Source organism: Streptomyces sp. Q6, assembly GCF_036967205.1.
Lineage (GTDB): Bacteria > Actinomycetota > Actinomycetes > Streptomycetales > Streptomycetaceae > Streptomyces > Streptomyces citrinus.
Window position 1 is genome coordinate 3,293,108 of record NZ_CP146022.1, and the last position, 23,682, is coordinate 3,316,789.

At 70.0% G+C, this 23,682-nt stretch carries 24 protein-coding genes; 8 read left to right on the forward strand and 16 right to left on the reverse strand.

Annotated elements, in window-relative coordinates:
- Positions 1 to 52: 52 nt before the first annotated feature.
- The 3 genes from rdgB to rph form a co-directional block, all read right to left on the reverse strand.
- On the reverse strand, positions 53 to 658 hold the full coding sequence (gene rdgB / locus V2W30_RS15290; RefSeq protein WP_338696977.1) for an RdgB/HAM1 family non-canonical purine NTP pyrophosphatase: 606 nt from the start codon (positions 656 to 658) through the stop codon (positions 53 to 55).
- Between the two features lie 21 nt (positions 659 to 679).
- Complete coding sequence (locus tag V2W30_RS15295; protein WP_338696979.1) at positions 680 to 1,081, reverse strand: hypothetical protein; 402 nt, start codon at positions 1,079 to 1,081, stop codon at positions 680 to 682.
- 141 nt (positions 1,082 to 1,222) lie between these two features.
- Positions 1,223 to 1,957, reverse strand: a complete 735-nt coding sequence (rph, locus tag V2W30_RS15300) for a ribonuclease PH (protein WP_338696981.1) — start codon at positions 1,955 to 1,957, stop codon at positions 1,223 to 1,225.
- Between the two features lie 266 nt (positions 1,958 to 2,223).
- Here rph and V2W30_RS15305 point away from each other — a divergent pair, with 266 nt between their 5' ends.
- A complete protein-coding gene (locus tag V2W30_RS15305) occupies positions 2,224 to 3,957 on the forward strand; it encodes a GAF domain-containing SpoIIE family protein phosphatase (protein WP_338696982.1) in 1,734 nt (577 codons plus the stop codon).
- A gap of 406 nt (positions 3,958 to 4,363) precedes the next feature.
- Here V2W30_RS15305 and V2W30_RS15310 read toward each other — a convergent pair whose 3' ends face one another.
- Complete coding sequence (locus tag V2W30_RS15310; protein ID WP_338696984.1) at positions 4,364 to 4,597, reverse strand: PTS glucose/sucrose transporter subunit IIB; 234 nt, start codon at positions 4,595 to 4,597, stop codon at positions 4,364 to 4,366.
- 200 nt (positions 4,598 to 4,797) lie between these two features.
- Between V2W30_RS15310 and V2W30_RS15315 the strand changes: the two genes are divergently transcribed.
- The 3 genes from V2W30_RS15315 (at position 4,798) to V2W30_RS15325 (ending at position 9,009) form a co-directional block, all read left to right on the forward strand.
- The gene (locus V2W30_RS15315; RefSeq protein ID WP_338696986.1) at positions 4,798 to 6,084 is read left to right on the forward strand and encodes a PTS transporter subunit EIIC; all 1,287 of its coding nucleotides are present in this window, start codon (positions 4,798 to 4,800) and stop codon (positions 6,082 to 6,084) included.
- 174 nt (positions 6,085 to 6,258) lie between these two features.
- Entirely contained in the window at positions 6,259 to 7,506 is a 1,248-nt protein-coding gene (locus V2W30_RS15320; RefSeq protein WP_338696988.1) for a PTS transporter subunit EIIC, read from the forward strand.
- Between the two features lie 240 nt (positions 7,507 to 7,746).
- On the forward strand, positions 7,747 to 9,009 hold the full coding sequence (locus V2W30_RS15325; RefSeq protein WP_338696990.1) for a PTS transporter subunit EIIC: 1,263 nt from the start codon (positions 7,747 to 7,749) through the stop codon (positions 9,007 to 9,009).
- Between the two features lie 96 nt (positions 9,010 to 9,105).
- Here the strand turns inward: V2W30_RS15325 and V2W30_RS15330 are convergent, their stop codons facing one another.
- Positions 9,106 to 9,858: an MBL fold metallo-hydrolase gene (locus V2W30_RS15330; RefSeq protein WP_338696992.1), complete on the reverse strand. Its 753-nt coding sequence runs from the start codon at positions 9,856 to 9,858 to the stop codon at positions 9,106 to 9,108.
- Between the two features lie 199 nt (positions 9,859 to 10,057).
- Between V2W30_RS15330 and V2W30_RS15335 the strand changes: the two genes are divergently transcribed.
- Positions 10,058 to 10,492 (forward strand): type II toxin-antitoxin system PemK/MazF family toxin, encoded by a 435-nt coding sequence (locus tag V2W30_RS15335; RefSeq protein WP_338696994.1) that lies wholly within the window; start codon positions 10,058 to 10,060, stop codon positions 10,490 to 10,492.
- A gap of 111 nt (positions 10,493 to 10,603) precedes the next feature.
- On the opposite strand, the gene V2W30_RS15340 is transcribed toward V2W30_RS15335, so the two are convergent.
- From V2W30_RS15340 to clpS, 7 genes are all read right to left on the reverse strand, one after another.
- A complete protein-coding gene (locus tag V2W30_RS15340; protein ID WP_338696995.1) occupies positions 10,604 to 11,554 on the reverse strand; it encodes a cysteine synthase in 951 nt (316 codons plus the stop codon).
- A gap of 17 nt (positions 11,555 to 11,571) precedes the next feature.
- Positions 11,572 to 11,850, reverse strand: a complete 279-nt coding sequence (locus V2W30_RS15345; protein ID WP_338696997.1) for a MoaD/ThiS family protein — start codon at positions 11,848 to 11,850, stop codon at positions 11,572 to 11,574.
- Positions 11,851 to 11,988: 138 nt separating this feature from the next.
- Positions 11,989 to 12,093, reverse strand: a complete 105-nt coding sequence (locus tag V2W30_RS15350) for a putative leader peptide (RefSeq protein ID WP_338696999.1) — start codon at positions 12,091 to 12,093, stop codon at positions 11,989 to 11,991.
- 90 nt (positions 12,094 to 12,183) lie between these two features.
- Positions 12,184 to 12,600: a M67 family metallopeptidase gene (locus V2W30_RS15355; protein WP_338697001.1), complete on the reverse strand. Its 417-nt coding sequence runs from the start codon at positions 12,598 to 12,600 to the stop codon at positions 12,184 to 12,186.
- 86 nt (positions 12,601 to 12,686) lie between these two features.
- Positions 12,687 to 14,141, reverse strand: coding sequence for an amino acid permease (locus V2W30_RS15360; protein WP_338697003.1), 1,455 nt, complete (start codon positions 14,139 to 14,141; stop codon positions 12,687 to 12,689).
- A 359-nt stretch (positions 14,142 to 14,500) separates the two neighbouring features.
- A complete protein-coding gene (locus V2W30_RS15365; RefSeq protein WP_338697005.1) occupies positions 14,501 to 15,148 on the reverse strand; it encodes a DUF2017 domain-containing protein in 648 nt (215 codons plus the stop codon).
- 27 nt (positions 15,149 to 15,175) lie between these two features.
- Positions 15,176 to 15,493, reverse strand: a complete 318-nt coding sequence (gene clpS, locus V2W30_RS15370; protein WP_338697007.1) for an ATP-dependent Clp protease adapter ClpS — start codon at positions 15,491 to 15,493, stop codon at positions 15,176 to 15,178.
- Between the two features lie 81 nt (positions 15,494 to 15,574).
- Here clpS and V2W30_RS15375 point away from each other — a divergent pair, with 81 nt between their 5' ends.
- Positions 15,575 to 16,903: a nicotinate phosphoribosyltransferase gene (locus V2W30_RS15375; protein WP_338697009.1), complete on the forward strand. Its 1,329-nt coding sequence runs from the start codon at positions 15,575 to 15,577 to the stop codon at positions 16,901 to 16,903.
- Between the two features lie 95 nt (positions 16,904 to 16,998).
- Positions 16,999 to 17,589 (forward strand): isochorismatase family protein, encoded by a 591-nt coding sequence (locus tag V2W30_RS15380; RefSeq protein WP_338697011.1) that lies wholly within the window; start codon positions 16,999 to 17,001, stop codon positions 17,587 to 17,589.
- A gap of 20 nt (positions 17,590 to 17,609) precedes the next feature.
- Here V2W30_RS15380 and V2W30_RS15385 read toward each other — a convergent pair whose 3' ends face one another.
- On the reverse strand, positions 17,610 to 17,939 hold the full coding sequence (locus tag V2W30_RS15385; protein ID WP_338697013.1) for a hypothetical protein: 330 nt from the start codon (positions 17,937 to 17,939) through the stop codon (positions 17,610 to 17,612).
- Positions 17,940 to 18,061: 122 nt separating this feature from the next.
- A complete protein-coding gene (locus tag V2W30_RS15390; RefSeq protein ID WP_338697015.1) occupies positions 18,062 to 20,458 on the reverse strand; it encodes an immune inhibitor A domain-containing protein in 2,397 nt (798 codons plus the stop codon).
- Between the two features lie 335 nt (positions 20,459 to 20,793).
- Between V2W30_RS15390 and V2W30_RS15395 the strand changes: the two genes are divergently transcribed.
- Entirely contained in the window at positions 20,794 to 21,102 is a 309-nt protein-coding gene (locus V2W30_RS15395; protein ID WP_338697016.1) for a hypothetical protein, read from the forward strand.
- Positions 21,103 to 21,170: 68 nt separating this feature from the next.
- Here V2W30_RS15395 and V2W30_RS15400 read toward each other — a convergent pair whose 3' ends face one another.
- Together V2W30_RS15400 and V2W30_RS15405 are read right to left on the reverse strand one after the other, a co-directional pair.
- The gene (locus tag V2W30_RS15400) at positions 21,171 to 21,869 is read right to left on the reverse strand and encodes an RDD family protein (RefSeq protein WP_338697018.1); all 699 of its coding nucleotides are present in this window, start codon (positions 21,867 to 21,869) and stop codon (positions 21,171 to 21,173) included.
- 141 nt (positions 21,870 to 22,010) lie between these two features.
- Positions 22,011 to 23,552 carry an RDD family protein gene (locus V2W30_RS15405; RefSeq protein WP_338697019.1) on the reverse strand — a complete coding sequence of 514 codons (1,542 nt, stop codon included), beginning with the start codon at positions 23,550 to 23,552 and terminating at the stop codon, positions 22,011 to 22,013.
- Between the last annotated feature and the right edge of the window lie 130 nt (positions 23,553 to 23,682).

Genomic DNA, 23,682 nt, shown 5'->3' on the forward strand with positions numbered 1-23,682 from the left:
ACGAAGGGCGCTCCGATGCCGGAGCGCCCTTCGTCGTCGGCCGAGGTCCTCCTCAGCCCAACAGCTCCCGCACCACCGGCACCAGCGCCCTGAACGCCTTCCCCCGGTGGGAGATCGCGTTCTTCTCGTCCGGCGAAAGCTCCGCGGCCGTCCTCGTGTCCCCCTCGACCTGGAGGATCGGGTCGTAGCCGAAGCCGTTCGTGCCCGCGGGGGCGTGCCGCAGTACGCCGCGCAGCTGGCCCTCGACCACGCGCTCCGTGCCGTCCGGCAGGGCGAGCGCCGCCGCGCACGCGAAGTGCGCCCCGCGGTGCCGGTCCTCGTCGATGTCGCCGAGCTGGGCGAGGAGCAGGTCCAGGTTGGCGCGGTCGTCGCCGTGCTTGCCTGCCCAGCGGGCGGAGAAGATGCCGGGGGCGCCCCCGAGGACGTCGACGCAGAGCCCGGAGTCGTCGGCCACGGCCGGCAGGCCGGTGGCGCGGGCCAGGGCGTGGGCCTTGAGCAGGGCGTTCTCGGCGAAGGTGACGCCGGTCTCGCGGACGTCGGGGACGTCGGGGTACGCGTCCGCGCCGACGAGGTCGTGGGGCAGACCTGCGTCGGCGAGGATCGCGCGGAGTTCGACGATCTTGCCGCTGTTACGGGTGGCGAGAATGAGGCGGGTCATGCCTCCAGTATCGCGGCCCGCTCAGGGGGTGCAGACCTTCGTCAGTTCGCCCGCCGCGTCCGTGACGGGGGTGACGTCGGGGGTCTCGTCGCCGTTCTTGATGGCCGTACGGACGTTGCCCACGGCCTTGTTGAGGTCGCCGACCGCCTTGGACACGTCGGCGTTGTCGGTCTTGTCGCCGATCTTGTCGAGGTTCTTGTCGATGGAGGCGAGCGCCTCGTCGGCCTGGGTCGGGTCGTTCGACGCGTTCTCCACGGCCTGCTGGAGGTCGGTGACGCTGTCGGCGATCGAGTCTGCGGTCTGGACGCAGTCGAGCGCCTTGTCGACGGCCGAGCAGCCGACGGCGGCGGGGGCCGCGATCAGTGCGGCGGCTGCGGCGAGTACGGCGATACGACGTGGACGTGGTCGGCGGCGCGCGGGCATGGAACGGTCCTCCCCTGAAGAACGGACGGGTGCGCGGCGGTGTGTGATGCCGTGCACCCGTCCGTAGTGACGCAGTCGGTGGCTGTGCGGTTGCTGTACCGCCGCCACCCTACTTGGGGAGTTCTTTACCTACGTAGTGAGTTACGCGAGGGTGCCCTCAAGTGCCTTGCGCTGGGCGGCGGCCAGCTCGTCGCAGCCCGAAACGGCGAGGTCGAGCAGGGAGTTGAGCTCGTCGCGGGCGAACGGCTCGGCCTCGGCGGTGCCCTGGACCTCGACGAAGCGGCCGTCGCCGGTGCAGACGACGTTCATGTCGGTGTCGGCGCGGACGTCCTCCTCGTAGCAGAGGTCGAGGAGCGGGACGCCGCCGACGATGCCGACGGAGACGGCGGAGACGGTGCCGGTGAGGGGCTGGCGGCCGGCCTTGATGAGCTTCTTGCCCTGGCCCCAGGCGACGGCGTCGGCGAGGGCCACGTAGGCGCCGGTGATGGCGGCCGTGCGGGTGCCGCCGTCGGCCTGGAGGACGTCGCAGTCGAGGACGATGGTGTTCTCGCCGAGCGCCTTGTAGTCGATGACGGCGCGCAGCGAGCGGCCGATGAGGCGGGAGATCTCGTGGGTGCGGCCGCCGATCTTGCCGCGGACGGACTCGCGGTCGCCGCGGGTGTTGGTGGCGCGCGGCAGCATCGAGTACTCGCCGGTGACCCAGCCCTCGCCGCTGCCCTTGCGCCAGCGCGGGACGCCCTCGGTGAAGGAGGCGGTGCAGAAGACCTTGGTGTCGCCGAAGGAGACGAGGACGGAGCCTTCTGCGTGCTTGCTCCAGCCGCGTTCGATGGTGATCGGGCGGAGCTGGTCGGGGGTGCGGCCGTCGATGCGAGACATGCGACGAGCCTAGCGGGAGCGGGCGGGGGTGGCGGTCCCGAGGGGCGGAGGTCCCGGGAGGGTGGGGGCGTAGGGCCCTGGCGGGGGCGACCTTGGGCCCGAACCGGACTCCTTATATGACCCTTAAGATTTTAGGGTTGAAGTCTGGCTGTCGTCGCGGTTCACCGGGACCGGCGCCACTCGACCCGGGGGGGGGTGACATCTGCGCCGTCCGCTGTCCGGCGTCGGCGTCCGTCGATACCTCCACCCACCGCGAAAGGCCTGCCGTGTCCGTCCACGACCACCATCCCCGGACTCAGTCCCTGTCCACGGAGTCCCGGCTCGACGCCGACCCGGATCCCCCGCCGCACCCGTCGTCCACCCCGGTGCCGTCGGCGGACATCCTGGAGGGCTCGCCGCACGGGATCCTCATCGCGTCGGCCAGGGAGGGCGGGACGGCCCTGTACGCGAACGCTCGCCTCGAGGAGATGTTCCGTACCCCCGTGCCGATGGAGCCGGGCGGTCTCGCCGCCGCCTCGCAGGCCCTCTTCGACCGCAACGGCGAGGCCATGGAGTTCGCCGAGTCGCCGCTCGGCGTCGCGCTGCTCCAGCGGCGGCCCGCGCGGGCCGAGGTGCAGTACCGCGTACCGGGCCAGGAGCCGCTCACTCTCGACATCACCGCGAGCCCGCTCGACTGCGCGCACCGGGCGGATCAGGTGGCGGTCGTCTACCTGCACGACATCTCGCACCAGCACCACGCGGCGGGCGCCCTGGACGAGGCGAACCGGCGGCTCGCGCAGCAGTTGGAGGACATCACCTGGGTGCACGCCCTGACCGAGCGGCTCACCGACCACGACAGCGTCGACGAGACCCTGAGCCGGGTGCTGTCGGAGGGCGCGCGGCTGTTGCAGGCGGACATGGGTGTGGCGCGGCTCCTCAACGAGGAGTTGCGGACGATGGAGACGCGGGCGACGTACGGCATCGAGCCCTCCGCGCGGGCCGAGGAACTGATCTCCTCGGTGGGTGACAAGGGCGAGCTGGTCGACGCGGCCGCGCGGGCGGGCGGCTGGCTCGTCTACGAGGACGTCCTGACCGACCCGGCCGCGGCGGGCGCGCTGCGCGAGCTGGGCCGGGAGACGGGGTTCCGCAGCGTGTACCTCCTCGCGCTGCGCAGTGCCAGCGGCCGCAAGCTCGGCGCGCTCGCCTGGGCGTTCCGGCGGCCGGGCCGGCCCACCTCGCGCCAGCGCCAACTGGCCACCACGTACTGCCGGTTCGCGGGTCAGATCGTGGAGAACAACCGTCTGTACGAGCGGGAGCGGCGGATCGCGAGCACGTTGCAGCAGTCGATGCTCGCGCAGGAGCTGCCGCACATCGAGGGGGTGCAGATCGCCGCGTGCAGCCTGCCCGGCGCGCAGGGCATGCAGGCGGGCGGCGACTGGTACGACGTACTGGCCCTGCCGGACGGCAAGGCGGGCCTCGCGCTCGGCGACGTGATGGGCAAGGGGCTGCGGGCGGCCACGGCGATGGGCCAGATGCGGACGGCGCTGCGCAGTTACGCGCTGGTGGAGGGCGAGGACCCGGTGGCGGTCCTGACCGATCTCAACGCGCTGACGGCGGACATGGAACTGACCGATCTGGCCACGGTGCTGTACATGACGGTGGATCCGGCGCAGCGGCGGGCGACGGTGGCGTCGGCCGGGCACTGCCCGCCGCTGCTCGTGGACCACGCGGGTGCGGCGTTCGTCCGTGCGGGGCAGGGGGTGCCGATGGGCGTGATGGACGAGTGGCAGGCCGAGGCGGGAGAGGTCGAGCTGCCGCAGGGCGCTCTGCTGGTGCTCTACACCGACGGTCTGGTGGAGCGGCGCGGCGAGGAACTGGGCACGGGTCTTGAGCGACTGCGCCAGGCCGCGCTGTCGGCCCCGGCCGAGGTCGGCGAGTTGTGCGGGCATCTGGTGGAACAGTGCCTGGACGAGGGCGCGAACCCGGACGACGTGGCGATCCTGGCGCTGCGCATGGGCTGAGACCGGGTACACCGCCGATGCGGTGACGCGGGCTCGGGGCCGGGACGCGGCGACGCCCGCGCGGGCGGTCGACACGGTGAGGCCCCGCCCGGACGACGAGCACGGCGACGCGGGCTCAGGCCACGCGCGCGGTGCCGCACCCCGCGCCGCGGACGCGGCGACGCGGGCGGCCTTGGACACGGTGACGGCCGCTCGGTGGACGGGCGCGGCGCCGCGACCGGCCGCGCCCGCGGCGACGCCCGCTCGGGCCATGGCGCCGGTGCCATCGACTCGCGCCAGGCACACGGCGACGCCCGCGCGGCTCCCGCGCCCTCAGCACGCCATGGCCCGGATCCACGGAGACGGCCGCCGCCCCCTGCGCCAGGGGGCGGCGGCCGTCTCCGTGGGTCCGCTCAGTGGGAGCGGATCACATCATGTCTTCGATGTCGGCGGCGATCGGGTCCGCGTCGGTACCGATGACGACCTGGATCGCGGTGCCCATCTTCACGACACCGTGGGCGCCGGCGGCCTTCAGGGCGGCGTCGTCGACCTTGGACGGGTCGATGACCTCGGTACGCAGGCGGGTGATGCAGCCCTCGACCTCTTCGATGTTGTCGAGCCCGCCGAGCCCGGCGACGATCTTCTCAGCCTTGGTGGCCATTTCGTTCTCCCTGTTTTTCCCGGGCCCGCCTTTGGGCCGCTTTGTCACGGTAACTCACGGTTGGCCCAACTTCGCGAGCGGTAATCCCACCCGTGACGAAAGATGACGAGCACGTGGACCGCGCCGTGCCGCAACTGGTCTACACCAGTAGTCAGAGTATCTAACGCCCGCCAAACGTGGCTTGTTCCGGGAGGACGCCCATGAGCGCGAACGCCGCCGCCGCACCCCGACCGAGCCCCTGGAGCAACTTCTTCCAGGGGCTCCAGAAGATGGGGCGCAGTTTGCAGTTGCCGATCGCCGTGCTCCCGGCCGCCGGCATCGTCAACCGCCTGGGCCAGCCCGACGTCTTCGGTGACGACGGCCTCGGCTGGACCGACGTCGCGAAGGTCTTCGCGGGCGCGGGCGGTGCCCTGCTCGACGCCGACCTCGGCCTGCCGCTGCTGTTCTGCATCGGTGTCGCGATCGGCATGGCGAAGAAGGCGGACGGCTCGACGGCCCTCGCCGCGGTGGCGGGCTTCCTGGTCTACCGGGGCGTGCTGCACCAGTTCCCGATCGACTGCGCCGACGGGGCGAAGGCCGTGGCGACGGGCTGCCAGGCGGCCGACAACACGGTGTCCGCCTTCTCGTTCCAGAACCCGGGCGTGTTCGGCGGCATCATCATGGGCTTCCTGGCCTCGTTCTTCTGGGTCCGCTACCACCGCACGAAGCTGGTCTCCTGGCTCGGCTTCTTCAACGGCCGCCGGCTCGTCCCGATCATCATGGCGTTCATCGGCATCGTCTTCGCCGTCATCTGCCTGTGGATCTGGCCGCCGATCGGTGACGGCCTGGAGAGCTTCTCCAACTGGCTCCAGGACCTGGGCGCCATCGGTTCGGGCATCTTCGGTGTCGCCAACCGCGCGCTGCTGGTCATCGGCCTGCACCAGTTCCTGAACGTCCCGCTGTGGTTCCAGTTCGGTTCGTACACGAAGCCCGACGGAACGGTCGTCCACGGTGACATCAACATGTTCCTCAGCGGCGACCCGAGCGCCGGCATCTACCAGTCGGGCTTCTTCCCGATCATGATGTTCGCCCTCCCGGCGGCCTGCCTCGCGATGTACCACTGCGCCCGCCCGGAGCGGCGCAAGGCGGTCGGCGGCATGATGCTGTCGCTGGCGCTGACCTCGTTCGTCACCGGTATCACCGAGCCGATCGAGTACTCCTTCGTCTTCATCGCGCCGCTCCTGTACGCGGTGCACGCGGTGCTGACCGGTGTCTCGATGGCGGTGACCTGGGGCCTCGGCGTCAAGGACGGCTTCAGTTTCTCGGCCGGTCTGATCGACTACGTCATCAACTGGGGCCTGGCCACGAAGCCATGGATGATCATCCCGATCGGCCTGGTCTTCGCGGTCGTCTACTACGCGATCTTCCGGTTCGCGATCACGAAGTTCGACCTCAAGACCCCGGGCCGCGAGCCCGAGGACGAGGTCGAGGACATCACGAAGGCCTGACCCCTCCCCCGCACAGGGCCCCCGGACCATCGGTCCGGGGGCCCTTTGTTGTGTTCTGCTCGCCGAAAGACCCTGATTTCCTCTTTACGGCGCTTTATGGCTCTCCTACCTCCTCTGAGTGGTCTAAACCAGTAGGTAGATCGGACGACACGCCCGTCGACACGGAGGAGAGCGATGAGTACGGCGACGGCCCCGGCCCCCGCGAAGAAGCGGGGCTCCGGCATCTTCCAGGGGCTACAGAAGATCGGCCGCAGCCTTCAGCTGCCGATCGCCGTGCTGCCCGCCGCGGGCATCATGGTCCGCCTCGGCCAGCCCGACATATTCGGCGACGACGGCCTCGGCTGGCACCGGGTCGCCGAGGTCTTCAGCCAGGCGGGCGGCGCCATCACGGGCAACCTGCCGATCCTGTTCTGCATCGGCGTGGCCATCGGCTTCGCGAAGAAGGCCGACGGCTCGACCGCGCTCGCCGCCCTCGTCGGATTCCTCGTCTACAGCAAGGTGTTGCAGGCCTTCCCGGTGCACGAGGCGGTCATCAACACCGGCGCGGACACCCCCGCGGTCTACAACGACCCGGGCGTGCTCGGCGGCATCGTCATGGGCCTCATCTCCGCGGTCGTCTGGCAGCGCTACCACCGCACGAAGCTCGTCGACTGGCTCGGCTTCTTCAACGGCCGCCGGCTCGTCCCGATCATCATGGCCTTCGTCGGCATCGTCATCGGCGTCCTGTTCGGCCTGGTCTGGGAGCCCATCGGCAACGGCATCACGAGCTTCGCCGAGTGGATGACCGGCCTCGGCTCCGGCGGCGCCGCCCTGTTCGGCCTGATCAACCGCGGTCTGATCCCGATCGGCATGCACCAGTTCGTCAACGCGACCGCCTGGTTCCAGCTCGGCGACTTCACCACGGCGGCCGGCGACGTCGTGCACGGCGACATCCCGCGCTTCCTCGCGGGCGACCCGACGGCCGGCATGTACCAGTCGGGCTTCTTCCCGATCATGATGTTCGGCCTGCCCGCGGCCGCGATCGCGATGGCCCACTGCGCCCGCCCCGAGCGCCGCAAGGCCGTGATGGGCATGATGATCTCGCTGGCGGCGACCTCGTTCGTGACCGGCGTGACCGAGCCGATCGAGTTCTCGTTCATGTTCATCGCGCCGCTCCTGTACGTGATCCACGCGGTGCTCACCGCCGCGTCGATGGCGATCACCTGGGGCCTGGGCGTCCACGACGGCTTCAACTTCTCGGCCGGATTCATCGACTACGTCCTCAACTGGAGCCTGGCGACGAAGCCCTGGATGATCATTCCGATCGGTCTGGTCTTCGCGGTGATCTACTACACGGTCTTCCGTTTCGTGATCGTCAAGTTCGACCTCAAGACCCCGGGCCGCGAGCCCGAGGAGGAGATCGAGGACATCACCAAGGCATAACGGAACGCCCCGCCGAACCAGGCAAATCACCCCGAATCTCACGAGGTTCGGGGTGATCTGCGTCCACCCCTCTTCGCACGGGTTCCTTACGCCGCACTCACGTGCTACAACAGGTCTAAACCAGTGAAGTGGTGTAGACCACGAGGGCCGCCCAAGGGTGGCCCTCAGCACTGCCAGGACGCCGCCGTCCCCCCTCAACTCCCTGTCCAGGGCGGCGCCTTGCCTTCTTGGAGGAAGCACATGAGTACGGACACCGCTAAGGCGGCGCCCGCTAAGAAGCGGGGCTCCGGCCTGTTCCAGGGTCTGCAGAAAGTCGGCCGCAGCCTTCAGCTGCCGATCGCCGTGCTGCCGGCCGCGGGCATTCTGCTCCGCCTCGGCCAGGCCGACGTGTTCGGCGCCGACGGCCTCGGCTGGGACAAGGTCGCCTCGGTCTTCGCGACCGCCGGTGGCGCCGTCTTCGACAACCTGCCGATGCTGTTCTGCATAGGCGTGGCCATCGGCTTCGCCAAGAAGGCCGACGGCTCGACCGCGCTCGCCGCCCTGGTCGGCTTCCTGGTCTACAGCAACGTGCTGAAGGCCTTCCCGGTCACCGAGGCCGTCATCAACACCACGAAGAACAAGGGTGTCGACGTCGCGGCGACGTACAACAACCCGGGTGTCCTCGGCGGCATCGTGATGGGTCTGCTCGCGGCCGTGCTGTGGCAGAAGTTCCACCGCACCAAGCTCGTCGACTGGCTCGGCTTCTTCAACGGCCGCCGTCTCGTCCCGATCATCATGGCCTTCGTCGGCACCCTCATGGGCGTCTTCTTCGGCCTGATCTGGGAGCCGATCGGTGAGGGCATCTCCAACTTCGGCGAGTGGATGACGGGTCTCGGCGCCGCCGGTGCCGGTCTGTTCGGTCTGATCAACCGCGCGCTGATCCCGGTCGGCATGCACCAGTTCGTGAACACCGTCTCCTGGTTCCAGCTGGGCGACTTCAAGGACGCCACGGGCGCCGTCGTCCACGGTGACCTCAACCGCTTCTTCGCGGGTGACCCGACCGCCGGTCAGTTCATGTCGGGCTTCTTCCCGATCATGATGTTCGGCCTCCCGGCCGCCGCCCTCGCCATCGCGCACGCGGCCCGTCCCGAGCGCCGCAAGGCCGTGATGGGCATGATGGTCTCCCTCGCGCTGACCTCGTTCGTCACCGGTGTGACCGAGCCGATCGAGTTCTCGTTCATGTTCATCGCGCCGCTCCTGTACGTGATCCACGCGGTCCTGACCGCCGTCTCCATGGCCGTCACCTGGGCGCTGGGCGTGCACGCCGGCTTCACGTTCTCCGCGGGCTTCATCGACTACGCGCTGAACTGGAACCTCGCCACCAAGCCGTGGCTGATCATCCCGATCGGCCTGGTCTTCGCGGTGATCTACTACGTGCTCTTCCGCTTCGCGATCACCAAGTTCAACCTCACCACCCCGGGCCGCGAGCCCGAGGAGGAGATCGAGGACATCACCAAGGCGTGACCCACGGTCGATCGCGCGGCAGAGCGCGTGACACCTGACGAAGGCCCCGGAACCGCCACGGTTCCGGGGCCTTCGCCGTACGTCGTGCCCGCCGCCTCAGAGCTCGTACGTCACTCCCGGCGCGGCCAGTTCCACCGGGCCGTCGTACACGGAGCGCGCGTCCGCGAGGTTGACCTGCGGGTCGGTCCACGGCGGGATGTGGGTCAGCAGGAGCTTGCGGGCGCCCGCGCGCTGCGCGGACTCGCCCGCCTCGACGCCGTTCAGATGCAGGGCCGGGATGTTCTCCTTGCCGTGCGTGAACGCGGCCTCGCACAGGAACAGGTCGCTGTCCGCCGCGAGTTCGTCCAGCGCGGCGCACGGCCCGGTGTCCCCGGAGTACGTGAGCGACCGGCCGCCGTGCTCGACGCGGATCGCGTACGACTCGACGGGATGGCAGACCTTCTCCATACGGACGGAGAAGGGCCCGATCTCGTACGAACCCGGCTTGACGGTGTGGAAGTCGAAGACCTCGCTGAAGGCGGAGGCCGAGGGGGTGTCGGCGTGCGCCGTGGTGAGGCGCTGCTCGGTGCCCTCGGGTCCGTAGACGGGGATCGGGTCGCAACGTCCGCCGTCGTGGCGGTAGTAGCGCACGACGAAGTACGCGCACATGTCGATGCAGTGGTCCGCGTGCAGATGACTGAGGAAGATCGCGTCGAGGTCGTAGAGACCACAGTGACGCTGCAACTCGCCCAGGGCGCCATTGCCCATGTCGAGAAGCAGCCGGAAGCCGTCGGCCTCGACGAGGTAGCTCGAGCAGGCCGAATCCGCGGACGGGAACGACCCCGAGCAGCCGACGACGGTGAGCTTCATTAGAGCCGGAACCTCCGCGCTGGCGGTCAGGAGAGCGGGATGGAGCGGGACCCGTTAACGGGACTGAGGGGTCTGTCGAGCGTAAGGCGCAAAAGGTCGAGTGGCTCCTCCGTCACCGGCTGTTGTGGGGGAACTCACCTGCGCTGTCACCGGTTCGGGGGGCGCGCGCCCCCTGCGCCCCACCGGTACCGTCATGCCTATGGACACGTCCTGGTGGCTCGCGCTCGCGGCCGTGGTGCTGCTCGCACTGGTGGCGGCACTCGTCGACGGCTGGGGTCGCGGCACGCGCCGCCGCGGGCGCGCGGCGCCGGGGCGCGGGTCCGGCGGACCGCGGCCGGGCGAGATCTGGTGGGCGCGGGTGCCCTACGAGGACGGGCCGGGCGGCAAGGACCGCCCCTGCCTGGTGCTGTCCCTGCGCGGTGACGTCTCACTGGTCGCGAAAATCACCAGCAAGTACCACGACGAGCGTCCCGGGGTGATCGCGCTGCCGCCCGGGGCGGTGGGCGACGCGCAGGGCCGCGCGAGCTTCCTGGAGACGGACGAGCTGCGCGAGGTGCCGCTGGCGGATTTCCGGCGCCGGTCGGGGCATGTCGATCCGGTGCTGTGGGATCGGGTGCGGCATCTGGGGCGGTGAGTTCGGTGCGGTGCGTGCGGGTGGTTCCCCGCACCCCTGGGGGCGCGGGGAACCGTGCGAACGAGCCCCATCGGGCCCGCGGAAGCCGCTACGGCGCGTGAGCGGGACCGCTCAGGCCCAGAGCTGCCCGTGCAGGACCTCGATCGCTTCCTCGGTCGTGGCCGCGGTGTAGACGCCCGTCGACAGGTACTTCCAGCCGCCGTCGGCGACGACGAACACGATGTCCGCCGACTCGCCCGCCTTGAGCGCCTTCTTGCCGACACCGATCGCGGCGTGCAGCGCGGCGCCGGTCGAGACGCCCGCGAAGATGCCCTCCTGCTGGAGGAGTTCCCGCGTGCGCGTCACGGCGTCGGCCGAGCCGACCGAGAAGCGGGTGGTGAGGACGGAGGCGTCGTACAGCTCGGGGACGAAGCCCTCGTCGAGGTTGCGCAGCCCGTACACCAGGTCGTCGTAGCGCGGCTCGGCCGCGACGATCTTGATGTCCGGCTTCTGCTCGCGCAGGTAGCGACCGACGCCCATGAGCGTGCCGGTGGTGCCGAGGCCCGCCACGAAGTGGGTCACGGAGGGGAGGTCCGCCAGGATCTCCGGGCCGGTCGTGGCGTAGTGCGCGCCCGCGTTGTCCGGGTTGCCGTACTGGTAGAGCATCACCCAGTCCGGGTGCTGGTCGGCCAGTTCCTTGGCGATGCGCACGGCCGTGTTGGAGCCGCCCGCCGCCGGGGACGGGATGATCTCCGCCCCCCACATGGCGAGCAGGTCACGCCGCTCCTGCGAGGTGTTCTCCGGCATGACGCACACGATGCGGTAGCCCTTGAGGCGGGCCGCCATCGCGAGCGAGATGCCGGTGTTGCCCGAGGTGGGTTCGAGGATGGTGCAGCCGGGCGTCAACCGGCCGTCCTTCTCGGCCTGTTCGATCATGTGGAGCGCGGGGCGGTCCTTGACCGAGCCGGTCGGGTTGCGGTCCTCGAGCTTCGCCCAGATCCGTACGTCGTCGGAGGGCGACAGTCGCGGCAGGCGCACCAGCGGGGTGTTGCCGACCGCGTCCAGGGGGCTGTCGTATCGCATGCGTCGCTACGTCCGGCTCAGCGCATGCCGCCGGCCACGGCCGGCAGGATCGTCACGTTGTCGCCGTCGGCGAGCTTGGTCTCGATGCCGTCGAGGAAGCGGACGTCCTCGTCGTTCAGGTAGACGTTCACGAAGCGGCGCAGCTGACCGTTGTCCACGATCCGGGCGGCGATGCCCGCGTGCCGGGTGTCCAGGTCGGCGAAGAGCTCGGCGAGGGTGTCCCCGCTGCCCGGTACGGCCTTCTCGCCGTCGGTGTAGGTGCGGAGGATGGTCGGGATGCGGACCTCGATGGCCATGGCTGGGCTCCAGAGACAGGTGGGAGTACGAAGGGGTTCGGCGGTTCGCCCGAGCCGATGGGCGCGGGGCGCGCACGACCGACGGACGGAGTCCGGCGCGGCACCTCGAAGCGTGGCGAAGCCGATGCGCGAGATGCGTCAAGAAGGGGGACAGATGGCGCTGGCGAGGCGGCACAGGTCGACGTGCAGCCGCGCCACGAGCAGCGTGCCCGGCGTCTTTTCGCTCACGTCGTGGGAAACCATGCGCTCATCGTATCGATTCCCGACCGGGTTCCCCGAGTGTGATCTCAGCATGCGGTTGATTTTCGTCCGCTGGTCGAGATCGCCCGGAGATCAGGCGGTGACCTCGACCTCTTCCTCCGTCACTTCGCCGTCGACGATCCGGAACGAGCGGAACTGGAAGGGGCCCGCGTCGTCGGTGTCGGCGGTGGAGACGAGGACGTAGTGGGCGCCCGGCTCGTTGGCGTACGTGATGTCGGTGCGGGACGGGTACGCCTCGGTCGCCGTGTGCGAGTGGTAGACGATCACCGGCTCCTCGTCGCGGTCGTCCATCTCCCGGTAGAGCTTGAGCAGGTCGCCCGAGTCGAACTCGTAGAAGGTGGGCGAGCGGGCGGCGTTCAGCATCGGGATGAAGCGCTCGGGCCGGCCCTCGCCGACCGGGCCCGCGACGACACCGCACGCCTCGTCGGGGTGGTCCTTGCGGGCGTGATCCACGATCTGGTCGTACAGCGTCTGGGAAATCGTCAGCATGGGGCCAGGATAAGCAGAGGGCCGCCCCGTACCGGAGTGCGGTACGGGGCGGCCCACCTGGTGAGACGCGCGGGGTGCTCCGGGCCTCAGCCGCGCTTGGCGAAGGCCGCGCCCTGCGGGTTGCGGGCCTTGAGGACCAGGTACGCGGCGGCGAGGATCAGGCCCCACACCGGCGCTCCGTAGAGCGCGACCCGGTTGTCCTTGTCCATGCCCATCGTCACGACGACGAGGGCGATGAAGGCCAGCGAGAAGACGCTGAGCCAGATGCCGCCCGGCGCCCTGAACGAGGACGGGGGCAGCTCGCCGCGGTCGGCCTTGAGGCGGTAGCGGATCTGGCAGATCAGGATGATGATCCAGGCCCACATGCCGGAGATGGTGGCGAAGGAGACGACGTAGTTGAACGCCTCGCCGGGCCACTGGTAGTTGATCCAGACGCCGACCATCATCAGCGCGGCGGAGACCGTGGTGCCGACCAGCGGGGTGCCCGACCTGGTCAGCCGGGTGAACGCCTTCGGGCCCTGGCCGTTGAGCGCGAGGTCGCGCAGCATGCGGCCGGTCGAGTACATGCCCGAGTTGCAGGAGGACAGGGCGGCCGTCAGGACGACGAAGTTCACGATGCCCGCGCCGGCGGCCATGCCCATGGTGTCGAAGGCCTTGACGAACGGGGAGACGCCCGGCTGGAACGTGGTCCACGGCACGACCGAGAGGATCATGATCAGAGCGCCGACGTAGAAGACGGCGATGCGCCACGGCACGGTGTTGATGGCCTTGGGCAGGACGGTCTTCGGGTCCTTCGACTCGCCCGCGGTCACACCGACCAGCTCGACGGCGAGGAACGCGAACATGACCATCTGGAGGGTCATCGTGGTGCTGCCGATGCCGTGCGGGAAGAAGCCGCCCTGGTCCCACAGGTGGGCCACGGAGGCGGTGTCACCGGCGTCGGAGAAGCCCATGGTGAGGATGCCGGCGCAGATCAGGATCATGCCGATGATGGCGGTGACCTTGACCATCGAGAACCAGAACTCCAGCTCGCCGAAGAGCTTCACCGAGATCAGGTTCGCGCCGTACAGGATGACCGTGAAGACGAGGGCGGAGAGCCACTGGGGGATGTCCCACCAGTACGTCATGTAGACGGCCGCCGCGGTGACCTCGGTGATGCCGGTGACGACCCAGAACAGCCAGTACGTCCAGCCGGTGACGAAGCCCGCGAAGGGGCCGATGAACTCGCGCGCGTACTCCGAGAACGAGCCGGAGACCGGGCGGTACATGAGGAGCTCGCCGAGCGCCCGCATGATGAAGAAGATGACGATGCCCGCGAGGGCGTACGCGAGGATCAGGCTGGGGCCGGCCTTGGAGATGCCCTTGCCCGCGCCGAGGAAGAGGCCGGTTCCGATGGCGCCGCCGATGGCGATCATCTGGATCTGACGGGCGCCGAGGCCACGCTGGTAGCCCTCGCCGGACGCCGTGTCGTCGTGGTCGGCCCGCACGGCCTCGTTGCCGGCTGAGTCCTTGTCGTGCTGCTCGACCTGCGCTGAGGTCATGATGTGCGCCTTTCTCCATGCCGATCCGTGCCGTGAGCGGCTCGGATCGACTGTGACGATCCTTCGGGGTCGGGCCCCTGGATGGATGGAGCTGTTGCCTACCGGCGGTCGGCCGATAAGGGCGCACCTGACAGGACAGGGGTGGCGTCCGTCAGGCGGTCGAGAAGATTTATCACGGTGTTCGTGGTGACCGACTGAGGCACCTGTGCCCTACCCCACAGGAAGAACCGGACAAACGACCCTTCCCGCCGCATACGGGTGCACCGCGGTGACAGGATCGTTATCCGGATTTGAGTGTCCGCTGAGCGAACGCGCTTTCATTCGGAGGCGCGCACGGCGCCCCGCCTTGTCCCGAAAGATCAGGGCATAAGGGTTTCGACCAGGGTCTCCTGGAGCCCGCCGAGCCAGAGGTACGCCATCACCATCGGCTTGCGCGGATCCTCGTCCGGGAGCCGGTAGAGGAGGTCGGTGTCCTCTTCGTCCGTGATGTCGAGGCGGGTGCCGATCGCCAGGCGCAGGTCGTTGAGCGCCCGCATCCACCGGACCGACTCGTCGTGCGTCAGCTTCAGGACCGCGCCACCGCCCGCCCCTCGCCCACCACCCGTATCGGAGTCGCCGCGCGACGCACCGTCCGACGCGGAGCTGAGCGCGTCGAGGCAGCGGATCACCGCGAGGGCGTCCTCCCGCTTACCGGCCCGCAGGTCGTTCTCGGTGAAGCGGCGGAACTCGGACGAGTGCGCGCGCAGCTCCGCCTCGTCCGCGCCCGCCGGGCCGCCGGGGCCTCCGTAGGCGTCCGGGAACAGGCGTTGCAGGACCGCGTCGGCGGGCGGCTCGGTCGGGCCCTCGGCGAAGAGTTCGGCGAGCGGGTCGTCGGAGATCTCACCGCCGGGCCCGGGACCGATCAGCTCCAGGAGCTGCACGGCGAGCGAACGGATGATCGAGATCTCGACGTCGTCGAGGGCGACGGCCGCGCCGCCGCCCGGGATCGGTTCGAAGTGGCCGGGCATCAGAGCGCAGTACCCCTCATCGCTTCTCTACTTCCGATCCTGTTGCAGCGTGGCCCACAGGCCGTAACCGTGCATCGCCTGCACATCGCGCTCCATCTCCTCGCGGCTTCCGGAGGAGACGACGGCGCGGCCCTTGTTGTGGACGTCGAGCATGAGCTTGGTGGCCTTGTCCTTGGAGTACCCGAAGTACGTCTGGAAGACGTACGTCACGTAACTCATGAGGTTCACCGGGTCGTTGTGGACGAGCGTGATCCAGGGGACGTCGGGCTCCGGGACCGCGAACGTGTCCTCGGTCGTCTCGGGGCTTTCGATCTCAAGGGGTGCTGGAGCCGTCACACGGCCCATGCTGCCACTCAGGGAGGGTGTGCGCACAAACGGACCCCAGAAATCGTCACCCTGACGCTAATTGGAGGTAGCATCCCTCCCATGAACTCTGCGGACCTTGGCCTGCCGGTGGATGTTCCGTCGACAGCCCTCTTCACCGACCACTACGAGCTGACGATGCTCCAGGCCGCCCTCCACGCGGGCACGGCCGACCGGCGCTCGGTCTTCGAGGTCTTCACCCGACGCCTGCCCGAGGGCCGTCGCTACGGCGTCGTCGCGGGTACCGGGCGCGTGCTGGACGCCGTCGAGAACTTCCGGTTCGACGCGGGCGTGCTCGGCTTCCTGCGCGAGCGCAAGGTCGTCGACGAGGCGACGCTGGCCTGGCTCGCGGACTACCGCTTCTCCGGCGACATCTGGGGCTATCCGGAGGGCGAGGTCTACTTCCCCGGCTCCCCGCTGCTGCGCGTCGAGGGCTCCTTCGCCGAGTGCGTGCTCCTGGAGACGGTGATCCTCTCCATCCTCAACCACGACTCCGCCATCGCCGCGGCCGCCTCCCGGATGGCCTCGGCCGCCGGTGACCGGCCGCTGATCGAGATGGGCGCCCGCCGCACGCACGAACTGGCCGCGGTGGCCGCGTCGCGCGCCGCGTACGTGGGCGGGTTCGCGACGACCTCGGACCTGGCGGCCGGATTCCGCTACGGGATCCCGACCGTCGGCACCTCCGCGCACGCCTTCACCCTTCTGCACGACTCCGAACGGGACGCCTTCCGCGCCCAGGTCGACTCCCTCGGCGAGGGGACGACGCTGCTCGTGGACACGTACGACGTGAAGGAAGCCGTCCGTACGGCCGTGGAGATCGCGGGACCGAAGCTCGGGGCCGTCCGGATCGACTCCGGCGACCTGTTGCTCGTCGCGCACCGCGTGCGCCAGCAGCTCGACGAGCTCGGCGCCGCCGACACCAAGATCGTGGTCACCTCCGACCTCGACGAGTACGCCATCGCCTCGCTCGCGGCGGCGCCCGTGGACGCGTACGGCGTCGGGACGCAGCTGGTGACCGGCTCCGGGCACCCGACCTGCTCGATGGTCTACAAGCTCGTCGCGCGCGCCGAGTCCGCCGATCCGAAGGCGCCGCTCGTGCCGGTCGCGAAGAAGTCGGCGGGCGGCAAGACGTCCGTCGGCGGCCGCAAGTGGGCCGCGCGGCGCCTCGACCGGGACGGCGTCGCGGAGGCCGAGGTCGTCGGCACCGGGGCCGTCCCGCCCGAGCTGGCCGACCGGCAGCTCCTGGTCGAGCTGGTCAGGGGCGGTGACGTGGTCGCCCGCGAGCCGCTCGACACGGTCCGCGAGCGGCACATCGCGGCCCGCGACGCACTGCCGCTGTCGGCGACACAGCTCTCCAAGGGCGAGTCCGTCATCCCGACCGAGTACGTCTGACCGCCCGGGAGAGGGCGATGCGCCCCTCTTGCCCTCTCCCGCGGCGCACTCGAAGCTTCTAGGCTCGTAAGCCTCCAAGGAGAAGGACACCGACCATGCGCCGCGCCTTGATCGTCGTAGACGTGCAGAACGACTTCTGTGAGGGCGGCAGCCTCGCGGTGGCGGGGGGTTCGGATGTCGCTGCCGCGATCACCGATCTCGTCGGACAGGCCGGGGGCGGCTGCTACCAGCACATCGTCGCCACCCGCGACCACCACATCGATCCCGGGGAGCACTTCGCCGGCTCCCCCGACTTCGTGCACTCGTGGCCCGCGCACTGTGTCGCCGGGACGGAGGGCGTCGGCTTCCACCCGAACTTCGCGCCGGCCGTCGCCTCGGGCGCGATCGACGCGGTCTTCGACAAGGGGGCGTACGCGGCCGCGTACAGCGGGTTCGAGGGGGCCGACGAGAACGGGGTGTCCCTGGCGGACTGGCTGCGGGCCCGGGAGATCTCCGAGGTCGACGTCGTCGGGATCGCCACGGACCACTGTGTGCGGGCCACGGCGCTGGACGCGGTCCGCGCGGGGTTCCGTACGCAGGTGCTGCTCGATCTCACCGCCGGGGTCGCCGCGGCGACGACCGAGGCGGCGCTGGAGGAGCTGCGGGACGCAGGGGTCGAGCTCAGCGGGAAGCCGGTCGTGGCCTAGGCCACGGGGAGCCGCGCTGCTCAGGCGCCGGAGGGGCTGACCTTCCCCGGGCTGATCAGCGCCCGTATCGGGTGCCACAGCTCGCCCGCCGTGAGGTCGGGCGCCGCGCGCCAGATCAGGCCGTCCGGGTGGTGCAGGACCGCCGTGATCTCGTCCGGGGACGGCGGATGGGAGTTGCCGCGGAGGTAGACCGCCCGCAGGCCCAGATTGCGCAGCCGGGTCAGGGCCCGTGCCCGGTTCACCGCGTGCACCAGGACCCGTACGGCGCCCTCCCCCGGGCCCGGTGCGGGCAGGGTCAGAGCGACGACGACACTGCCGCCGGGCAGCTTGCAGAACCCTCCTGCGGACATACCTGTCACACCCCCGTGAGACGTCGTGTCAATAAGGAACTCACAGGACGGACTAAAACACGATCGGCCGCGACCCGCCAGGGGGTCGCGGCCGATACGTTTCTGACCTGCGGTTTTGTCGGCTACTTCACCGACGGGCCGACCTTGAGCGTGATCGACGAGCCGTCGAGCGGCTGCTTCACGATCGAGATGCGGGTGTTGGTGTCAGTTGTCTTGACACTGCCGGTCGGGTTCTCCGCGTACCAGTACGTGCCCTTGTGGTCGTCGAAGACCGGGACGCCGGCCTGCGCCGGGATCTTCTTCTCGACGCCCAGGCGGTACAGCGTCATGCCGGGCACGGGGTACCAGCCGAAGGCGGCGTCGTACGGCGTGATCTTGTTCGTGATCTTGGTCTTGCCGTCCGCCCAGTACAGCGGCTTCGCGTGCGCGTCGATCGGCAGGATCAGACCCTTGCCCGGGTGCTGGCCGACGTTGTTGTTGCGCTGCGAGGTGTCCCACTGCCAGACCATCAGGCCCGGACGGTACGAGTAGTGCTCCACCCAGTTGTTCTTGGCACCGCCGTCGCGCCAACCGAAGTTGTACGGGCCGACCTTGAGGGTCTTGTCGTACGAGACGTACTGGCGGTTCTCGGCGATGTAGAACTGCGGGAAGTCGCCGGAAATGGAGGCGCCGACGCGGGAGAAGCCGCGCGCGGTCCAGCCGTTGTCGTCGCCCTCGGCGTTGTCCGTGAACAGGGCCGCGCCGTCCGCCTTGACCGTGAGGTTGTCGGCGGTGAAGCCCATGCCGCCCGCGCCGCCGTCGGTCTTGTAGCGGAAGCGGATGCCGATCTTCTTGCCCGCGTACGCGTCGAGCGGGTAGACGAGGTGCTGGAACTTGGTCGAGTCACCGGTCAGGGCGGGCTTGTCGCCGCCGTCACGGGTGATGGTGGCGCCGTCGGCCGTGCCGTCGATGGAGTGCCAGCTCGCGCCGCCGTCCGTGGACACCTGCGTGTACAGGTAGTCGTAGTCCTTCTCGATGTTCCACCAGCCGTCGAGCTCCAGCGCGGCCTTCGCCTTGCCGGTCAGGTCGACCGTGCGCTCAAGGGTGTTGGAGAGGTCGTCGCCGTAGTCCGACCACCACTGCTTGGAGCCCTCGACGGGCTTCACGATGTCGGTGGTGACGTTCTTCTTCGGCAGCTCGACGACGAGGGCCTGCTTCAGCTTGGTGTTGTACTCCGCGACACCCAGCTTGTGCGTCGACCTGGTCGCCGCCTTCGCCTTGTCGTAGGAGAGCCAGCCGAGTTGCAGCTTGTCCCAGGCGGTCATGTCGCCCGGCATGTCGCCGATCGACTCCTTGCCGGTGCCGAGCCAGGAACCGGCCGACATCAGCGACCAGAAGCCGACCGAGTTCTCGCCCGCGTACGAGGTGTCGTACAGGTCGGGCAGGCCCAGGTCGTGGGCGTACTCGTGGGCGAAGACGCCGAGGCCGCCGTTCTCCGGCTGCATCGTGTAGTCGCCGACCCAGATGCCGGTGTCGCCGACGGGGGTGCCGCCCGCCTTGAAGCCCGAGGGGCCGGTGTCGCCGTCGTCGCGGGAGTAGGCGTAACCGCGGTGCGCCCACAGGGAGTCGCCGCCCTGCGCGCCGCCGCCGGCCGAGCCGTCCTCGCCCGCGTGGACGATCTGGAAGTGGTCGATGTAGCCGTCGGGCTCGTTGAAGTTGCCGTCGTTGTCGTGGTCCGTGCGGTCCCACTGGTCGTACGTGGCGAGGTCGGCCTTGATGTCGGCGTCCGTCTTGCCGGCCGCCTTCTGCTGCGCGACCCACGCGTTGATGCCGTCGCGGACCAGGTCCTCGACGTTCGGGCAGTTGTCGGCGCCGCAGTAGTTGGAGCCGTAACGGGCCTCGTTGTACTCGACCTTGACCCAGTCGGAGACCTCGCCGTCGACCGAGTAGCGGCCCGAGGAGGTCTTCTCGTAGTAGGTCTTGAGGGAGTCGACGCCCTTGCCCGAACCGAAGTACAGGTCCTTGTAGTGCTGGGAGTCGTAGTCCTTCTTCCAGGCCGTGCTGTTGTCCTTGGCGCGGTCCGGCTCGGCTATCTGGTTGTGCAGCGGTCCGGGCTGGCCCCCGTACTTGGGCTTCAGCTCGTCGGTGTCGTCGTCCTGGCGGTCGACCAGCGTCGTGTTGTCGACCTTGTCGCCGAACTCGGTCAGGATCGTGAAGATCTTGTCCGTGCGCTCGCGGCCCAGCTCGACGTACTTGCCCTTGGAGAGCTCGACGACCTTCGAGCCGTTCTTCTCCTGGACCTTGGACTTGCCCTGCAACACGTTCTGGAGCGCGGTCTGGCGCTGCTGCTCCATCTGCTTGCTGAACGGGCCGTCCATCACATGGCCCTTGCCGCCGTACGTCTTGCCGTCGGCGGTCGTGCTCGTCGCGGCCGGAGTGTCGGCCTGGGCGGTCGTCGCCGCGACGGACCCCGTGGCCGCGGTGGCGGCCAGGGTCACGAGGACGGCGGCGGATCTCAACGCCCGTCTCTTGGTGGTCACTTGGTGGTCCCCTCCTCCGTGGCGTGAAAGCCACGTGTCACAAGTGACGCCATTTGACCGGAGGTAGGCGAGAAATAACAGACCTTGACGGTGACGCTTACGTTGCACTATGCAGACCGGGCGATCCGGAATCCGGACACGGATGACAAACCTCCAACGGGCGCGCCGTACCGTCCACTGGGTGGACGCGGTGACTCCGTGCGCCCCCCATGCACCGGCACTGTGGGTTAGGTCATGCTTACTGGCCGTTCCGTTCGGGCAGAGGTCCGAATAGAGTCGGATCGACGACGTCGATCCTCTCCTGCTCCCCTGATGTCACGAGGACGGATACCGCCATGCCTCGCCCGACTGTCGCACAGCTCTCCTACGGTTCGGCCACCGTCGTCTGTTCCACCATCGCCATGGTCCTGCTGTCACAGACGAGTTCGGGCCCCGGCATTCCCGTGATCGCCGTGTCGGCGCTCATCCTGGGACTCTTCGTGGCCATGTCGGTACCGACCCGCAAACCGGCACCGCCGCCCGCGGCCCCGGCCTCCGCCGCCGCCGAGGAGCGGGTGCCCGCGCAGCGCCTCTCGTCGACGCTCGCCTCCCCGGCCGCGTCCGAGTCGGCCCGGGAGCCGGTGCACGAAGCGGCGGGCCCGTGAGGCGGGGACCCGCCGACTCCGTCCGTACGCCGCCGCGGCTGCGGCCGGTGTCGCCATGACGCCCGCGGTCAGGCGCTGCTGACCACCACGGTCTTCGCGGCCTTGTCGTGCAGGCCCTGCTTGTAGGGCTTGTCGAAGAAGCTCCAGCCGCCGGAGATCGCCGTCCACACGCAGGCGCAGCAGAACACGGCGGGGATCCACAGGACGACCGCGCGGACCAGGTTCGTCTGCGCGCCGGGGGTCGCCCCGTCACTCAGGTTGGCGACGCGCAGCTTCAGCCACTTCTTGCCGAGGGTCTGCCCGGTCTTCGTCGTCATCAGGACGTCGTAGCCGATGTAGAGCACGGCCGCGAGCAGGGACTGGCCGAACTGCCTTCCGTACTCGATCTTGTCCGGGTCGGTCTCGTACTCCCCGAGTCCGAAGGCCCACGACAGCAGCCCCACGACGATCGCGACGAGGACCATGTCGATGATCCGCGCGAGGACGCGCCGGCCGCTGTCGGCGAGCGGCGGCATCCCGGCGAGCGGGTCCTGACCGCCGCCGTAACCGCCGGAGCCGTACGGATCGCCCCCGTAGGGCGGCGGGTTGTTCGGCGGCGGGGTGCCGTACGGGCTCTGGGGGGTGTCGTACGGGCTCTGCGGGGAGTCGTACGGGCCCTGCGGGGAGTCGTACGGGGAGCCGCTGCCCGGGGTCGACGGCGGCGGCTTGCGGAACGGATCGTCGTCCGGCGGCTGGCCGGACCCTGAGGGCGGCGGTTCGGTGCTCATGGCCCGAGTGGACCGCGTCCGCCGCCACCCTGCACCTGTGGGGCCGCCGTCCGGATGACCGCGGGGCCGGACGCGCGGCCCCGGGGTCGTTCCGTGCTCATCCCGGGCTCATGCCTCGCCCATCCCGCACGCGCCCCTGGCTCATCCCGACACGAACGTCCGGGCCGCCTTGTCGTGCAGGCACTGGCGCCACGGCCGGTCGAAGAGACCCCACAGCACGCCGAAGATCCCGATGACGAGCACGCCGGGCACGCTGTACACGAGCCAGCGCTTGAGCGCCGCGCCGAACGACGGGGCGTCGCTCCCCTCGATCTCGCGCACGCGCAGCCCCATCAGCTTCTTGCCGAGCGTGCGGCCCCACTTGGCGGTGGGCAGCGCCTCGTAGAGGACACCGGCGACGAGCAGGACGGCGAGCACGATGCCGAGGTACGTCCCGGTGGTGCCGTCGAGGAGCCAGACCGTGACCTGGCGGCCCGAGGCCTTCGCCGCGTCGATCTTCGCGTCGACGTGGTCGATCGCCTTCGTGGCGAGCGGCACGGCGGCCGCGGCGGTGACCGCGCCCAGGACGATCGAGTCGATGAGCCGCGCCACGAACCGCTTGCCGAGACCGGCCGGGCGCGCGGACGCCTGCGCCTGCGCGGCGGCGAGGAACGGGTCGCTGGCCACCGGCTTGAACGGGGTGACCGGCCCCTCGGGCTCGGCGGCCGCCGGAGCGGGAGCCGCGGCGGAGCCCGCCCCGGGAGCGGCCAGCTGGTGCACCTGCTGCGCCCAGGACGCCGAACCGCCACCGGGACCCTGGGTCACCGGGGTCGGCAGCGCGGCCTGCTGCTGCGGCGGATAGCCGTACGCGGGCCGCGGCTGTACGGGGGCGGGAGCGGGCGCCGGAGCCGGAGCGGGCGCCGGAGCCGGAGCGGGCGCCGCGGCCTGCTGCTGCTGCGGCGGGTAGCCGTACGCGGGCCGCGGCGCAGCGGCGACGCGCGGATCCGCCGAAGCGGGCTGCTGCTGCGACGGGGGCTGGGGCCGGGCCTGGGGCTGAACCTGCGGCTGGGCCTGAGCCTGTTGCGGCTGGGCCTGAGCCTGTTGCGGCTGGGCCTTGGCCTGCTGGGCCTGTGCCTGCTGGGGCTGCGACTGGACCTGCTGTGACTGCGGCTGGGAGGACTGCGGCGGCACCGCGCGGATCGTCATCGTGCCGTCGGTCTTCGGTGCCCGGTCGGCGCCGGGGCGCACGGCGCGGATCGCGACGGTGCCGTCGGTGCGCGGGGCCGGCTCGGGCGTCGGCTCCTCGGGCTCCGCGCCCCAGGACACGCGGCGGTCCTGCTCGCCGCCGAAGCCGGACTGCTGCGAGGTCGTGGCCTGCCAGGCGGTCGCGGGCTCGGGCGAGGTGGGGTCGTCGGCGCCCGTCTCGGTACGGACCGAGGGCTCCTCGTCGAGGAAGACGGGGCCCGTCTCCTCGACCGGCGCGGGTTCGGGCTCGGCCGCGCGTGCCGGGGTCCGCGCCGCGGCCGGGGCGGGCGTGACGCCCGGCGGGGCCGGCAGGGGTACGCCGTCGGACGGGGCGGGGCGGGAGGTGCCGGGGACCCAGGCGGCTCCGTTCCAGTACCGGACATATCCGGGAATGGACGGATCGGGGTAATAGCCCTCGCGGGGCCTGTCGTCGCCGGGGGCCGGGGTTGGGGCGCTCATGTCCGTCGTCCCGTATCTGCTCGGGGGTCTTGTTGTGGCCTCCACATCTATCAGACGGCCGTGCCCGCCCGTGCCGGTCCTGCGTTACGCACCACTTTCCGGGCAACAAGAGCCCCCGCCCGGCGACTCG